Genomic DNA, 15018 nt, shown 5'->3' on the forward strand with positions numbered 1-15018 from the left:
TTCGCCGATGGGCTTGTCGACTCTGCGCGTTTGTCGCAGGATGTCCCGCGATTCACACGGAAGTGCTTGATTTGACGCCGGATATGGCGCACTCAGGGGCGATTCTTGTCCATACTTTCGTGCATCGAGGGAGTTTTCTTGAGCGCATTCGTTGAGCCATTGCGCCTGATCCTGCTGGCTGAAACGCCGCAGTGGAGCGAGTTGCTGCACGAACGCCTGGAGGCTCTGGGCGGCCCGGCACCCTTGATCTGTGCCTCCAGCTGGCCAGCCGCCGAGGCGCTGCTGGCGCAGAGCCACGATGTCGTATTGCTGACCACTCCGGCCCACCTGCCTGCCCCTGAGCAATGTAGCGTGCCGATCATCCTGTTGCTGGAAAGCGAGCCTGTACAAGCGCCGGCTCAGGCCTGCGACTGGCTGGTGCGCGACCAATTGAGCGATGACGTGGTGCGTCGTTGCCTGCGCTACGTACGCGAGCAGGGCCGTTTGCGGGCCACCTTGCAGAACCTGACCGAACAGGATGCGCTGACCGGCATCGCCAACCGCCAGGGCTTCCAGACCCTGCTGGCGGCGCGCCTGGGCGATCACCGTCGCCGCGGTCTGGCGCTGGTGCACCTGGATCTGGACAACTTCCATCAAGCCAACGACACCCTCGGGCACCTCGCCGGTGATCATCTGATCCAGCAGGTGGTGGCGCGTCTCAAGCTTCACCTGGGGCGTGGCGATCAACTGGCCCGCCTTGGCGGCGACGAGTTCGCTCTGTTGCTCGACACCCGTGACGATCCCACACGCGCCAGATCCTGGGTGCGGCGCGTGGCCGATGCCCTGGGCGAACCTTATTGGGTGGAAGGCGAAAGCCTGTTGCTGGGGTGCAGTCTCGGCGTGGTTCAGGCCAAGCCGGCGAGTAGCGCCGACACGCTGATGTGGCACGCCCATGTTGCCATGCAGCAGGCCAAGAGCAGCCAGGGCTGCACCTTTCATCTGTATGACGATCGTCTGGATCGCGCCATGCACAGTCAGGCCGACCTGCAGCGCGACCTGCGCCGGGCGCTGCGCCGTGAAGAGCTGCAACTGCACTATCAGCCGCGGCTTTGCCTGCACACCGGCGCCATCGTCGGGCTGGAAGCGCTGGTACGCTGGAAGCACGAGCGGCATGGTCTGTTGATGCCGGGCTCGTTCGTGCCGTTGGCCGAGGAGTGCGGGTTGATCGTACCGCTCGGCTACTGGGTCATCGATCGCGCGTTGCGCGACATGCAATGGCTGAGCGAGCGTGGTCATGGCGCGCTGCACATGGCGGTCAATCTGTCGTTCCGCCAGTTCCAGGACAGCCAGTTGCTGCCGACCCTGGAGCGCCTGATCGAAAGCTGTGGCATCGACAGCCGCTGGCTGGAGTTCGAACTTACCGAAACCGCAGTGATGCGCCGCAGCGAGTACGTACAGCAGACCATGCGCCGCCTCGGTCACCTCGGCGTACGTTTTTCCCTGGACGATTTCGGCACCGGCTTCTCGTCGTTCGAACATCTGAGCAACCTGCCCATTGCCCTGCTGAAGATCGACCGCAGCTTTGTAACCGGCATGGAGCTGCGCCCACAGAGCCAGCAACTGGTGCAGGCGATGATCAACCTGGCGCACAACCTGGATCTGCAGGTAGTGGCCGAAGGCGTGGAGGGCGCCGAACAGCTGCAACTGCTGCGTGAGTTCGGCTGTGATCAGGTGCAGGGCTATCTGGTCAGTCGCGCCGTGCCGCGTGACGAGCTGGATAGCCTGCTCAGCCGTGGGCGGCTGTTACCGTCCGGCTTACGGGAGCGCTGAATACGCCTGGGGCACACGCCGTGCGGCTCTGCCCAGAATCCGTCCGGTCTTGACCTCGAAGGCCAGGGTCAGGGCAATGGCAGCGCAGGCCAGGCCGCTGGCCAACCCCCACCAGACACCATGGGCACCCCAGCCGAAGTGGAAAGTTAGCAGCCAGGCCATCGGCGCGCCGATCAACCAGTAGCAGCCCAGGCCGACGAAGAAGGTGGTGTTGGCGTCCTTCAAGCCGCGTATCGCGCCCATGGCAATGTTCTGGATGCCGTCGAACAGTTCGAACCAGGCGGCGATGGCCAACAGACTCACCGCCAGGCTCACCACCTCCGCATAGGCAGGATCGAAGCGGTCGACGAACAGGCCGACCACCCAGTACGGTGCCAGCCAGAACAGGCTGGCGAAACCCAGCATGCATACCGCGCCGATGGCGATGCCCAGGCGTCCGGCCCAGCGTGCGTGCAACAGCCGACCGGCGCCATAGTGCTGGCCGATACGGAAGGTCACCGCGTAGGAAATGCCCACTGGCACCATGAAGGCCACATAGACCGACTGGATGGCGATCTGGTGAGCGGCCAACTGCGTGCTGCCCAGTGCACCCATGCACAGCACCGCAAAGGCGAATAGCGCGGATTCCACGGCGTAAGTGCCGCCAATCGGCAAGCCCAGGCGCAGCAGCTCTTTCAGCTCGGCGCGGGCAGGGTGGCGCAGGCCCTGCAACCAGGGATAGGCGGCGTAGGCACGGTGACGCAAGGTGTGGATGGCGAGCAGGATCGCCATCACTGTACTGACCAGGGCGGTGACCATGCCGATGCCGGCCAGCCCGAGTGCCGGCAGACCGAACCAGCCTTTGATCAGCGCATAGTTGAGGACGAAGTTGGCCAGCGCGCCGCCCAGGCTGATGGCCATCACCGGGCCGGGCCGGCCGATGGCGGCGGTGAAACCGCGCAATGCCATGAACGTCATGTAGCCGGGCAGGGCGAACAGCAGCGCCTGCAGGAAGGTCATGGCATTGCCGACGTTGGCGGGTGACTGGCCGGCCCAGAGCAGTGCGGGGGCTAGGTTCCACAGCAGCAGCCCGGCGCCGAGAGCCAGTGCCCAGCCGAGCCACAGGCCAGTACCGAGCAGACGGGTTACCCCCGGTGTATCGCCAGCGCCATGGCGGATGGCGACCAGGCTACCGACTGCGGCAATCACCCCGACACAGAAAATCGACACGAACGAATAGCTCGCCGCACCCAGGCCACCGCCCGCCAGTTCCTGCGGGCCGAGCAAGCCCATCATCACCGTGTCGGTGAACACCATCAGCACGTGCGCCAGCTGCGCGGCGATCAACGGGCCGGACAGGCGCAGGATGGCGATGAGTTCCAGGCGAAGGGCGTGGCGATCCATGAGTTATGCTCAGAAGATTACAGATTCCGGGTCTGTCCGCGGCCTGCGCTGAGGAGCCGCGGATATTAGCCGAGTACGTGAAAGGGCGTGTTTGGTGGGGGTTGAGTCGCTATTCTGGGGGCTCTGGCGCGATGTCACAAAAGGAAAAAAGCCATGCCATGCATGATTAATACTCATGGTTGCGAATCGTGAACCGGCGTTTGCCAGCGCTGTACGCCTTGCGCGCCTTCGAAGCTGCGGCCCGTCATGGCTCGTTCACCCGCGCCGCCGATGAACTGGCGATCACCCAGAGTGCGGTGAGCCGGCACATCCGTACCCTGGAAGGCCATTTCGCCTGCCGCCTGTTCGAGCGCCGCGGGCGCACCCTGCACCTGACCGAGCCAGCGCGCCTGTTGCTGCCCGGCGTGCGCGATGGCTTCGACTCTCTGGAGCGTGCCTGTGCCACGTTGCGGGTCGACGACAGCATCCTGCGTCTCAAGGCCCCCTCGACCCTGACCATGCGCTGGCTGTTGGCGCGCCTGTCACGCTTTCGCGCTCTGCACGGGGATATAGAAGTACAACTCACCAGCGCCTGGATGGACATCGACCGCGTGGATTTCCTTCACGAGCCATTCGATTGCGCCGTGCTGCTCGGTAACGGTCTGTTCAATGAAGAATGGCAAAGTGCGCTGCTGTTCGAGGAATGGCTGATTCCGGTCTGCGCGCCAGGGGCGGTGGAGGGCGATAAATGGGATCTGAGCCACCTGCAGCAGGCCGAGCTGGTGCATCCCACGCCGGATCGTCGTGACTGGCGTCGCTGGTTGCAGGCCATGGGGCTGGAAGACAGCGTGTCGCTCAAGGGCGGCCAGGTATTCGATACGCTGGAGTTGGGCATCGTCGCTGCAGCCCGTGGTTATGGCGTGTCGATTGGCGACCTGGCGATGGTCGCCGAGGATGTCCTGCAAGGGCGGTTGGGCTTGCCCTGGCCGACGGCGGTGGCCAGCGGCGACAGTTATCACCTGGTGTGGCCACGAGCACGACGCGGTCAGGAGCGATTCGAGCGACTGCGCGATTTTCTGCTCGGGGAAGTCAGGGCGATGCAGTTGCCAGAGGTCGAAATGCGTCGCTGATGCCTGCGGAACAACATTTTCGTTGCGCCACTTAAAAATTATGGTGATTGCGTCATGGTGCTCATTGACGCACTAAAGTACTCAAGTATTCTCCGCGCTCGCCGAAATAGGCGGCTTATCAATTACTCCATACAAGGACGATATGGAGCTTTGGAGATGCATCATGACCCAACCCCGTTCCCGTATCGCCTGGCAACTGGCTACGGCCCTGGCCGCCATGCTGGTACTGCTGATCAGCGTCAGCACGCTGTTCGCCCTGCGTTCGTTGAGCAGCGCCAACCTCGTTACCCGTGAAGAGCATCTGGGCAGCGAAGCGCGCTTGCTGGCCGATCAACTGAGCACTTTCCACGACAGCCTGCGCGAAAGCACGCAGCGGCTGGCCGGGCTGTTCGAACGGCGTTTCAGCAGCGGCTTGAACGTCAGCCCGGACGAGCGGGTCACTGTCGGCTCTCTGCAGGCTCCTGCGCTCTACCTGGGCAGCACGCGGTTGAACAACGAATTCTCCGAGGTCGATGAATTCCGCCAGCTCACCGCTGGCGTGGCGACTATTTTCGTGCGCGACGGTGATGATTTCGTCCGTGTGACCACCTCGCTGACCAAGCAGGACGGCGGCCGCGCCATCGGCACCGTGCTCGACCGTAACCATCCCGCCTACGCACGGCTGCTGGCCGGCAACAGCTACGTTGGCCGGGCGTTGCTGTTCGAACGCTTCTACATGACCCAGTACACCCCGGTGAGTGACCGCGCCGGGCGGGTGATCGCCGTGCTGTTCGTCGGCTTCGATTACACCGACGCCCAGAACGCCCAGTTCGCCAACCTGCAGCGCTTCCGTATCGGTAGCACCGGTTCACTGGCGCTGCTCGACGATCAGGGCAAGTGGCTGGTTCCGCCCTATGCCGCGCAGCGCCCCGAGCAACTGAACGCGAACATGTCCACCGTGCTGGGCACGCCGGGCAAAGGCGGTTTCTGGAGCGATGGCGAGCAGCAGTTCTACAGCGTCGCCGTACCCTTCGCCGGAGGCCCATGGACGGTCGTGGCAAGCATGCCGGAGGAAGAGATTCAGGCCGTGACCTGGCGTGTCGGCAGCCAACTGGCAATCGGCAGCCTGGTGACCTTGCTGCTCGCCGTGATCGCGGTGATCTGGCTGCTGCGGCGCAAGCTGCGTCCGCTCGGCGACCTGGTGCGTCAGGCTCAGGCGCTGGGCGCTGGTGACCTGAGCGTGCGCCTGGAGGTCACCAGCAATGACGAGATCGGCGAGCTGTCGCGCAACTTCAACCAGATGAGCGCGGCGTTGTCGACCATGGTCGAGCGCATCCGTGGCGCTGCCCAGCATGTCAGCCAGCGTGCCGAAGCGCTTTCCGGTCTGTCGCGCGGAGCCTATGAGGGGATTGAGCAGCAGTCCGGCGAGATCAGCAGCATGGCCGGTGCTGTGGAAGAGTTCAGCGCTACCTCGCTGAACATCGCCGACAACATGCGCAGCACCGAGCGCATGGCCAGCGAGAACGCCAGTCAGACGCGCATCGGCCGTACCTCGATGGAAGAGGCGTCCAACGCGCTGGAGCAGATCTCCTCGTCGCTGAACAGCGCCGCCCAGGTTATCGACAGCCTCGGTCAGCGTTCCCAGGAAATCGGCGGCATCCTCAGCGTCATTACCTCCATCGCCGACCAGACCAACCTGCTGGCGCTCAACGCCGCCATCGAAGCCGCCCGTGCCGGTGAGCAGGGCCGCGGTTTTGCCGTGGTCGCCGACGAAGTACGTAGCCTGGCCGGCCGAACCCGCGAGGCGACCACCGAGATTTCCAGCATGATCGGCAGCATCCAGGGTGAAACCAGCAGCGCCATCAGCACCATGGAGCAGGGTCGCCAACTGATGCAGAACGGCCTGGAGCTGAACGCCAAGGTCGCGGCGGCGTTGACCCAGATCGCCGAGCAGACCAGCGCCGCTGGCGATCAGTTCGCCGCCATCACCACCGCGACCAGCGAGCAGAGCAGCACCGCGACGCTGCTCAGCAGCAACCTGCAGAGCATCGCCCAGGCCAACGGCGAACAGCGCGAAGTGATCGCCAACCTGGCCCACACCTCCAGGGAACTGGAGACGCTGGCCGCCGATCTGCACCGCGAAGTCGAACGCTTCCGTTAAGTGCGACAGGCGGAGCTGATCGACAGCTGTGCCTCGACCGCCAGCCCAGCCCCTGTTCAAGAGGGGCTGGAACCCTCTGTCATCGTCATGAAAACACCCTGTGCCAGGCTCACTGCCGGGCACGGGGTTTTGCTCGTGTGGGCCGCGGCTGTGCAGCATTTCGCCGCGCTTTGTGTGGAATCCAAAACGCTCGGGAAACGACAGTGCCGTCAGGGAAAATTTTTGATTGATCTGAGCGGGGCATGGTCTTAAAGTCCGCGGCCGAACGTCCATGCTGGCAACGATCCATCCGGCTCAAGTACTGACGACGAGAGGTTGCGGCGCCTGATTCCAGGCACGGCAATTCTCGGCGACATGCCTTGGGAAGTAGGCGAACCAAAGTGGGGAAACTGATCAGACGTTCCAGGCCTGGCAGCAGGCTTTCCGGCCGATTGCACGATGGCCGCCCCCGACACCCGGTTGAACCTGTGCCCGGTTCAACTGCCCGAATCCTAGTGTTCATGGTTTAGCCATTTGGAGCCCCGCATGCCGATCAAGGTCGAAGATTACTACCCACGCGAAACCTTCAACAAAATGAAGGCGTTCGCTGACCAGCATGAAACCCCGTTCGTGGTGATCGACACCGCGATCATCAGCCAGGCCTATGACGACCTGCGCGCCGGTTTCGAATTCGCCAAGGTGTACTACGCCGTCAAGGCCAACCCGGCGGTGGAAATCATCGATCTGCTCAAGGACAAGGGCTCGAATTTCGACATCGCCTCGATCTACGAACTGGATAAGGTGATGAGCCGTGGCGTTGGCCCGGAGCGCATCAGCTACGGCAACACCATCAAGAAAGCCCGCGACGTTCGCTACTTCTATGAGAAGGGCGTGCGCCTGTTCGCCACCGACTCGGAAGCCGACCTGCGCAACATCGCCAAGGCCGCGCCGGGCTCGAAGATCTACGTGCGCATCCTCACCGAGGGCTCGACCTCGGCTGACTGGCCGCTATCGCGCAAGTTCGGCTGCCAGACCGACATGGCCATGGATCTGCTGATTCTCGCCAAGCAACTGGGCCTGGTGCCGTACGGCATTTCCTTCCACGTGGGTTCGCAGCAGCGCGATATCGACGTGTGGGACGCCGCCATCGCCAAGGTCAAGGTGATCTTCGAGCGCCTGAAGGAAGAAGACGGCATCGTGCTGCAGATGATCAACATGGGTGGCGGCTTCCCGGCCAACTACATCACCCGCACCAACAGCCTGGAAACCTACGCCGAGGAAATCATCCGCTTCCTCAAGGACGACTTCGGTGACGAGCTGCCGGAGATCATCCTCGAGCCGGGCCGTTCTCTGATCGCCAACGCCGGTATCCTGGTCAGCGAAGTGGTGCTGGTGGCGCGCAAGTCGCGTACCGCCGTCGAGCGCTGGGTGTACACCGATGTGGGCAAGTTCAGCGGCCTGATCGAAACCATGGACGAAGCCATCAAGTTCCCCATCTGGACAGAGAAGAAGGGCGAGATGGAAGAAGTGGTCATCGCCGGCCCGACCTGCGACAGCGCCGACATCATGTACGAGCACTACAAGTACGGCCTGCCGCTGAACCTGGCCAGCGGTGATCGCCTGTACTGGCTGTCCACCGGTGCCTACACCACCAGCTACAGCGCCGTGGAGTTCAACGGGTTCCCGCCGCTGAAGTCCTTCTACCTGTAAGGCCTGCCGCTACAGCAGACGCCCGCACTTGTTGCGGGCGTTTTTGTTTCTGTGTGCTGGCCCGCTACCGGTTGGCATTGGCGCCTTGCCAGGGAGAAGGGGGCAGCGCGAGAATGCAGACACTTCTCTGCGGTATTTAAGGATCCCCGATGCCCGATCCCGTTGCAGCCGGCCTGCGCCTGGCGCCTGATGCACTCACTCGTCCCTTCTCGCCTCAGCAGTTCGCCTTCACCACCACCGATGATCTGGAGCCCTTCCGCGGCGTGCTTGGCCAGGAGCGTGCCGTCCAGGCGCTGCAATTCGGCGTGGCCATGCCGCGCCCCGGCTACAACGTATTCGTCATGGGCGAGCCGGGCACCGGTCGCTTCTCCTTCGTCAAACGTTACTTGCGGGCCGAGGGCAAACGCCTGGAAACCCCGCCGGATCGGATCTACGTCAATCACTTCGACGAACCTCGCGAGCCGCGCGCCGTGGAACTGCCAGCCGGTACCGCTGGCGAGTTCATCGCAGACATCAACGTCCTGATCGACAACCTGCTGGCGACCTTCCCGGCCGTGTTCGAGCACCCGTCGTTCCAGCAGAAGAAAAGTGCCATCGACCGTGCCTTCAACAAGCGTTACGACCAGGCGCTGGACGTCATCGAGCGGCTGTCTCTGGAGCGTGGCATCGCCCTGTACCGTGACAGCACCAACATCGCCTTCACGCCGATGCTCGAAGGCAAGGCCGTGGACGAGACCGAGTTCGCCCAGTTGCCGGAAGCGGATCGCGAACGCTTCCACGCCGACATCGCCGCGCTGGAGGAGCGTCTCAACGAGGAGCTGGCCAGCCTGCCGCAGTGGAAACGCGAGTCGAGCAACAAGTTGCGTCAACTGAACGAGGAGACCATCACCGTCGCGTTGCAGCCGTTGCTGGCACCACTGTCGGAGAAGTACGCCGAGAATGCTGGCGTCTGTGCCTACCTGCAGGCGATGCAGGTGGATTTGCTGAAAAGCGTGGTCGAACTGCTCATCGAAGTGGAAAAGGCCGACGCCCAGACCCGCAAGCTGCTCGAGGAGCTGTACGTCCCCAGCCTGATCGCCGGTCACCACACTGACGGTGGCGCACCAGTGGTGTTCGAGCCTCACCCGACTTACGACAACCTGTTCGGCCGCATCGAATACAACACCGATCAGGGCGCGCTTTATACCAGCTATCGTCAACTTCGCCCGGGTGCCTTGCACCGCGCCAATGGTGGCTTCCTGATCCTCGAGGCAGAGAAATTCCTTGGCGAGCCTTTCGTCTGGGAAGCACTGAAACGCGCCTTGCAGTCACGCAAGCTGAAGATGGAGTCGCCGCTGGGTGACCTGGGCCGCATCGCCACGGTCACCCTCAACCCGGAAACCATCCCGCTGCAGCTCAAAGTGGTGATCATCGGCTCGCGCCAGCTGTATTACGCCCTGCAGGACGCCGATCCGGATTTCCAGGAGATGTTCCGGGTGCTGGTCGATTTCGACGAGGACATCCCGCTGGCGGACGACAGCCTGGAACAGTTCGCCCAACTGATGAAAACCCGTACCACCGAAGAAGGCATGGCGCCGCTTAGCGCTGCAGCGGTGGCCCGCCTGGCGACCTACAGTGCACGTCTGGCCGAACACCAAGGGCGGTTGACGGCACGCATCGGCGATCTGTTCCAACTGGTCAGCGAGGCGGACTTCATCCGCAACCTGGCCAATGAAGCGGTCACCGATGCTGACCATATCGAACGTGCCCTCAAGGCCAAGGCTACGCGCACCGGACGGGTTTCGGCGCGGATCATCGACGACATGCTGGCCGGCATCATCCTCATCGACACCGCTGGCGCGGCCATCGGCAAGTGCAACGGCCTGACCGTGCTCGAAGTCGGCGATTCGGCCTTTGGTGTACCGGCGCGGATCTCCGCCACCGTGTATCCGGGCGGCTCGGGTATCGTCGACATCGAACGCGAGGTCAACCTCGGCCAGCCGATCCACTCCAAGGGTGTGATGATCCTCACCGGTTTTCTCGGCAGCCGTTACGCCCAGGAGTTTCCGTTGGAAATCTCCGCGAGCATCGCCCTGGAGCAGTCCTACGGCTACGTGGATGGCGACAGCGCCTCGCTCGGTGAGGTCTGCACGCTGATCTCCGCCCTGTCGCGTACGCCGCTCAAGCAGTGTTTCGCCATCACCGGCTCGATCAACCAGTTCGGCGAGGTGCAGGCGGTTGGCGGGGTCAACGAGAAGATCGAAGGCTTCTTCCGCCTGTGCGAAGCGCGTGGCCTGACCGGCGAGCAGGGCGCGATCATCCCGCATTCCAACGTCTCCACGCTGATGCTCGACGAGCGCGTGCTGCAAGCCGTGCGCGCCGGCCAGTTCCACGTTTATGCGGTACGTCACGTGGACGAGGCGCTGAGCCTGCTGGTCGGCGAAGACGCCGGCACGCCGGACGACAAGGGCCGCTTCCCGGCTGGCAGCGTCAATGCCCGGGTGGTCGAGCGGCTGCGTGAGATCGCCGAGATCGGCATGGGCGAGGAGGAGAAGCCTGAGCAGGCCAAGGAAGCGCTCACCACCGCTCTACCGAAAAAGGCGCCGAGAAAGCCGCGGGAGAAAAAACCGTCGGTCGAGTGAGTCGGACGCGGGCGAGCTGATCAATTCATGAACGCCTCGCCCGCGGCTACCCAGCATGGTGGATGCCCGCGCTTGCTCACCTGTCATGCACAGAGTTATCCACAGGTTCTGTGAATAAAGCCTGCCTTTGCCAATAGGGGCTACGGGTGTAGGCTGCAAGTCTGTGCCTGCGAGGATTGCCGCCATGTCGCGTAGCCTCTGCCTGACCCGTGAGTACCTGGGCGTGACCACCCGTATCGAATGCGCGGTGCTGCCGCTGGCGGGTGACCAGGGTCTGTGGACATTGATCTGCATCGCTGGCATGTCTGCCAGACAACCCTCCGCCATCAAGGCGCAAGGCCCGTTCCACGGGCCTTTGGTGGTCGAAGAGATTCTTGACGAGATCGCCGAAAGCCTGGCAGGCCAGGGCTATGGTGCCTGCAACGAACCGCTGATCTGGCGTGTGCATGCCCAGGCGGAGTTGCGCCGCCTCAACGGTGACAGTGGTCATTCGCGCGTTGTCCATCTGTCCTGGCCCGAGAGCTGAGCGGGAGGCGCGCCGGGCGCTTTTCTAAGGCACTGACCCGCCACGCTGCGGCATTGCGCCGCAGTTCTTATCCACAACGGGCATTACAGCCATGATTTGCGTTATATAGGCGCTTTTCAGCGGGAGAGGGTGGCTTGTCCACGCTCTGGCGCTGGGTATACTCGCGCGCTGTTTCAATCATTTGTGAGAATCCATGGAACGCTTTATCGAAAACGCGATGTACGCATCGCGCTGGCTGCTGGCCCCCATCTATTTCGGTCTGTCGCTTGGCCTGCTGGCACTGGCATTGAAGTTCTTCCAAGAGGTTTTCCATATCCTGCCCAACGTCTTCGCCATGGCCGAAGCGGATCTGATCCTGGTACTGCTGTCGCTGATCGACATGGCCCTGGTTGGTGGCTTGCTGGTGATGGTGATGATCTCCGGCTACGAGAACTTCGTCTCGCAACTGGACATCGACGACAGCAAAGAGAAGCTCCACTGGCTGGGCAAGATGGACTCCAGCTCGTTGAAGATGAAGGTCGCTGCCTCCATCGTGGCGATTTCCTCCATCCACCTGCTGCGGGTGTTCATGGACGCGCGCAACCACGATACCGATCACCTGATGTGGTACGTGATCATCCACTTGACCTTCGTCGCTTCGGCGTTCGCCATGGGGTATCTGGACAAGCTGACCAAGCACGACTGACTGGCGATCGATGACGCCCGGCTCTCCAGTGGAGAGTCGGGCGTTTTTGTCTGCGTGGCGAAAATCATGGCGTGCTGGTCCTGCTATCGAGGGCATTCCATGGCTTTGCCCGCATTGCTGCGTTCGGTTCGCCTGAACCGCCGCTACTAGGGCGCGGGGCTCGGCCAGAACCGTGATAGGCTAGCCGGCCTTTTTTCCAGCTTGCGGAGCGGCGATATGTCCGAACTCAATCTTTCCACTGACGAAACGCGCGTCAGTTACGGCATTGGCCGTCAACTCGGTGGCCAACTGCGTGACAACCCGCCGCCCGGCGTTAGCCTGGAGGCCGTGCTGGCAGGTCTGGCCGATGCGTTCGCCGGCCAGGAAAGCCGTGTCAGCGAGGCCGAGCTGTCGGCCAGCTTCAAGGTGATCCGCGATGTCATGCAGGCCGAAGCCAAGGCCAAGGCCGACGCGGCTGCCGGTGCTGGCCTGGCTTTCCTGGCCGAGAACGCCAAACGCGAAGGCATCACCGTGCTGGAGTCGGGTCTGCAATACGAAGTGCTGACCGCAGGCGAGGGCGCCAAGCCATCGCGCGAAGACAGCGTGCGTACCCACTACCACGGCACCCTGATCGACGGCAGCGTATTCGACAGCTCCTACGAGCGCGGCCAGCCGGCTGAATTCCCGGTTGGTGGCGTGATCGCCGGCTGGACCGAAGCGCTGCAACTGATGGGAACCGGCAGCAAATGGCGCTTGTACGTGCCGAGCGAACTGGCTTACGGCGCTCAGGGCGTTGGCAGCATCCCACCGCACAGCGTGCTGGTGTTCGATGTCGAGTTGCTCGACATCCTGTAAGTACTCGCGGCGTGGCGCCTTTTGTTTAGGGCGCTGCGCCACCTCGCTCCAAAGAGCGAGGCAGTCGGCACATGTCACGGGCGCAAGGCCCGGGCATAGCAATGCAGGAACAGGTTGCGTACCAGTTCCTTGAGCACCAGCGGCTCGCTGGAGCTCAGTTCGTGCAGATCCAGATCACCCTGTTTGCGCAGTTCATCCAGCGCTTCTTCTTCAAGAACGGCGCAGACTTCGCCCGTTTCCCGATGCAGGATGCGCAGATAGGGATGGGGTCGATCCAGCCAGGCATCTATCAAGTAAGTCATGCTCATCATCTCCCTGTTCAGTGGTAGATATGAGAATAATTCTTATTACGTTAATAGCAAGCTTTAATCGTGGCCTTTCGTCGATCCAGCCAACGGAAGCAATTTGCAACGTTGCTAGGGTCTGTTGCCGTTTCACGCACGGCTCGCGTTGAAACGGCAACAGACCCTAGCGATGGCCATCAACAATGGCAGGCCATAAAAAATGGCCGGGAGCCATTTTTAACGTCGCGTGCGACGGCCCGAAGGGTGGCCGCCAGGGATGGCGGGCCATAAAAAAGCCCGTCACTGGGACGGGCTCCGATTAAGTTGTGTAAGCCTCAGTGGGTGCGGGCTACGGCGAAGTGGCTCAGTTCCACCAGTGCATCGCGGTACTTGCTGGCAGGCAGGGCTTCCAGGCAGGCGATGGCGCGTTCGGCGTAGTCGCGTGCCAGGTTGGCTGTGTAATCCAGGGCGCCGGCCGCTTCCACGGCATTGCGGATGCTTTCCAGGTCTTCCAGGCCACCTTTCTGAATCGCCTTGCGCACCAGTGCCGCCTGCTCGGGCTGGCCTTCGCGCATGGTGTAGATCAGTGGCAGTGTGGGTTTGCCTTCGGCCAGGTCGTCACCAACGTTCTTGCCCAGCGTGGCAGCATCACCTTTGTAGTCGAGCAGATCGTCGACCAACTGGAAGGCGACACCCAGGTGATCGCCGAAATTACGCAGTGCTTCGTTCTGTTCGGGCGTGGCTTCAGCCAGCGCAGCGGCGCTCTGGGTCGAGGCCTCGAACAGCATGGCGGTCTTGCCGCGGATGACTTCCATGTAGGTTTCTTCGGTGGTGCTGGCGTCGCGGATCTTCGACAACTGCAGCACTTCGCCTTCGGCGATCACCCGCGTGGCTTTGGAGAGGATCTTCATCACTGGCATCGAGCCGAGTTCGACCATCATTTCGAACGAGCGCGAATAGAGGAAGTCGCCAACCAGTACGCTCGGCGCATTGCCCCATTGTGCGTTGGCGGTGCTGCGGCCACGGCGCATATCGGACATGTCGACCACATCGTCATGCAGCAGCGTGGCGGTGTGCAGGAACTCGATGGTGGCGGCCAGCAGGCGCAGCCGATCATCGCTCAGACCGAGGGCCTTGCCACTGAGCAGCACGAGCAGCGGACGCAGGCGTTTACCACCAGCGGAAATGATGTAGTCGCCGATCTTCTCGACCAGCGGGACGCGGGAAACCAGCTGTTGACGGATAATACCGTCGACCGCGGTAAAGTCATCCGCTACCACACTGTAAAAAGCCTGGGGTTGCATCAGCGACACGTGCTCCTTCTGGGTTGCGCGGCATGTTAGGTGCTGTTGAGGTTTCAGCGCAAGCCGAAGGGCTGCGTGGCCGCCTGCCAAAAAGACAGCGACCCTATGTGGCGGGGTAGGGGCTGTCAAGGTGAGTGCTTATGGCGCTTGCGCAGCTCCAGGGGCTTGCGTACAATCGCGCACCCTGAACTTCCCCCTGGGTATTTCCCTGCCTTACGCAATTGCAAGGGTGTCCTTCCGGCCCCGAGCAGCCATGCCAGCCGACACTTATTCCTATAAAGCGCTGGGTGAGCAGGATTAACGGAGATTTACCATGTACGCAGTAATTGTTACTGGTGGCAAGCAATACAAAGTCACCGAAGGCGAATACCTCAAGGTCGAGAAACTGGAAATCGCCACTGGCGAAGCCGTTACTTTCGACCGCGTGTTGCTGATCGGCAACGGTGACGACGTGACCATCGGCGGTCCAGTCATCGAAGGCGCCAAGGTGTCGGCTGAAGTCGTTTCGCAAGGTCGTCACGATAAAGTCACCATCATCAAGTTCCGTCGCCGTAAGCACCACATGAAGCGTCAGGGCCACCGTCAGTGGTTCACCGAGATCAAAATCACCGGTATTCAGGCCTGATTCGTTTCG

The 15018-nt window shown here is 62.3% G+C and carries 12 protein-coding genes; 9 read left to right on the forward strand and 3 right to left on the reverse strand.

Annotated features, from left to right (window positions below; translation table 11 throughout):
* Nucleotides 1–138 precede the first annotated feature (138 nt).
* Nucleotides 139–1809 (forward strand): putative bifunctional diguanylate cyclase/phosphodiesterase, encoded by a 1671-nt coding sequence (locus DNK06_RS11360; RefSeq protein WP_131180140.1) that lies wholly within the window; start codon nt 139–141, stop codon nt 1807–1809.
* Here DNK06_RS11360 and DNK06_RS11365 read toward each other — a convergent pair.
* Nucleotides 1795–3192: a NorM family multidrug efflux MATE transporter gene (locus tag DNK06_RS11365; RefSeq protein WP_131180141.1), complete on the reverse strand. Its 1398-nt coding sequence runs from the start codon at nt 3190–3192 to the stop codon at nt 1795–1797. The genes DNK06_RS11360 and DNK06_RS11365 overlap by 15 nt on opposite strands.
* 188 nt (nt 3193–3380) lie before the next feature.
* Between DNK06_RS11365 and DNK06_RS11370 the strand changes: the two genes are divergently transcribed.
* The 7 genes from DNK06_RS11370 (at nt 3381) to bamJ (ending at nt 12796) form a co-directional block, all read left to right on the forward strand.
* On the forward strand, nt 3381–4301 hold the full coding sequence (locus DNK06_RS11370; protein ID WP_131180142.1) for a LysR substrate-binding domain-containing protein: 921 nt from the start codon (nt 3381–3383) through the stop codon (nt 4299–4301).
* Between the two features lie 163 nt (nt 4302–4464).
* On the forward strand, nt 4465–6441 hold the full coding sequence (locus DNK06_RS11375) for a methyl-accepting chemotaxis protein (protein WP_131180143.1): 1977 nt from the start codon (nt 4465–4467) through the stop codon (nt 6439–6441).
* Nucleotides 6442–6966: 525 nt separating this feature from the next.
* Complete coding sequence (locus DNK06_RS11380) at nt 6967–8130, forward strand: type III PLP-dependent enzyme (RefSeq protein ID WP_131180144.1); 1164 nt, start codon at nt 6967–6969, stop codon at nt 8128–8130.
* A gap of 149 nt (nt 8131–8279) precedes the next feature.
* The gene (locus DNK06_RS11385) at nt 8280–10751 is read left to right on the forward strand and encodes a Lon protease family protein (protein ID WP_131180145.1); all 2472 of its coding nucleotides are present in this window, start codon (nt 8280–8282) and stop codon (nt 10749–10751) included.
* A gap of 184 nt (nt 10752–10935) precedes the next feature.
* Nucleotides 10936–11277 carry a PA4575 family protein gene (locus DNK06_RS11390; RefSeq protein ID WP_131180146.1) on the forward strand — a complete coding sequence of 114 codons (342 nt, stop codon included), beginning with the start codon at nt 10936–10938 and terminating at the stop codon, nt 11275–11277.
* Nucleotides 11278–11470: 193 nt separating this feature from the next.
* A complete protein-coding gene (locus DNK06_RS11395) occupies nt 11471–11962 on the forward strand; it encodes a TIGR00645 family protein (protein WP_131180147.1) in 492 nt (163 codons plus the stop codon).
* Between the two features lie 216 nt (nt 11963–12178).
* Nucleotides 12179–12796: a BamJ family beta-barrel-assembly machinery protein gene (gene bamJ, locus DNK06_RS11400; RefSeq protein ID WP_131180148.1), complete on the forward strand. Its 618-nt coding sequence runs from the start codon at nt 12179–12181 to the stop codon at nt 12794–12796.
* A gap of 74 nt (nt 12797–12870) precedes the next feature.
* Here bamJ and DNK06_RS11405 read toward each other — a convergent pair whose 3' ends face one another.
* Both DNK06_RS11405 and DNK06_RS11410 read right to left on the reverse strand, forming a co-directional pair.
* Complete coding sequence (locus DNK06_RS11405; RefSeq protein WP_131180149.1) at nt 12871–13098, reverse strand: PA4570 family protein; 228 nt, start codon at nt 13096–13098, stop codon at nt 12871–12873.
* A 317-nt stretch (nt 13099–13415) separates the two neighbouring features.
* Nucleotides 13416–14384 (reverse strand): polyprenyl synthetase family protein, encoded by a 969-nt coding sequence (locus DNK06_RS11410; RefSeq protein ID WP_131180150.1) that lies wholly within the window; start codon nt 14382–14384, stop codon nt 13416–13418.
* A 313-nt stretch (nt 14385–14697) separates the two neighbouring features.
* Here DNK06_RS11410 and rplU point away from each other — a divergent pair, with 313 nt between their 5' ends.
* The gene (rplU, locus tag DNK06_RS11420) at nt 14698–15009 is read left to right on the forward strand and encodes a 50S ribosomal protein L21 (protein ID WP_042556304.1); all 312 of its coding nucleotides are present in this window, start codon (nt 14698–14700) and stop codon (nt 15007–15009) included.
* Nucleotides 15010–15018 lie beyond the last annotated feature (9 nt).

Source organism: Phytopseudomonas daroniae (assembly GCF_004327285.1).
Lineage (GTDB): Bacteria > Pseudomonadota > Gammaproteobacteria > Pseudomonadales > Pseudomonadaceae > Aquipseudomonas > Aquipseudomonas daroniae.

What these genes read in the sequence shown, in the direction of transcription:
- DNK06_RS11375 (WP_131180143.1), top strand. Translation starts at nt 4,465, where the DNA reads ATGACCCAACCCCGTTCCCGTATCGCCTGGCAACTGGCTACGGCCCTG.
- DNK06_RS11410 (WP_131180150.1), bottom strand. Translation starts at nt 14,384, where the DNA reads ATGCAACCCCAGGCTTTTTACAGTGTGGTAGCGGATGACTTTACCGCG.
- DNK06_RS11390 (WP_131180146.1), top strand. Translation starts at nt 10,936, where the DNA reads ATGTCGCGTAGCCTCTGCCTGACCCGTGAGTACCTGGGCGTGACCACC.
- rplU (WP_042556304.1), top strand. Translation starts at nt 14,698, where the DNA reads ATGTACGCAGTAATTGTTACTGGTGGCAAGCAATACAAAGTCACCGAA.
- DNK06_RS11380 (WP_131180144.1), top strand. Translation starts at nt 6,967, where the DNA reads ATGCCGATCAAGGTCGAAGATTACTACCCACGCGAAACCTTCAACAAA.
- DNK06_RS11395 (WP_131180147.1), top strand. Translation starts at nt 11,471, where the DNA reads ATGGAACGCTTTATCGAAAACGCGATGTACGCATCGCGCTGGCTGCTG.
- DNK06_RS11385 (WP_131180145.1), top strand. Translation starts at nt 8,280, where the DNA reads ATGCCCGATCCCGTTGCAGCCGGCCTGCGCCTGGCGCCTGATGCACTC.
- bamJ (WP_131180148.1), top strand. Translation starts at nt 12,179, where the DNA reads ATGTCCGAACTCAATCTTTCCACTGACGAAACGCGCGTCAGTTACGGC.
- DNK06_RS11405 (WP_131180149.1), bottom strand. Translation starts at nt 13,098, where the DNA reads ATGACTTACTTGATAGATGCCTGGCTGGATCGACCCCATCCCTATCTG.
- DNK06_RS11365 (WP_131180141.1), bottom strand. Translation starts at nt 3,192, where the DNA reads ATGGATCGCCACGCCCTTCGCCTGGAACTCATCGCCATCCTGCGCCTG.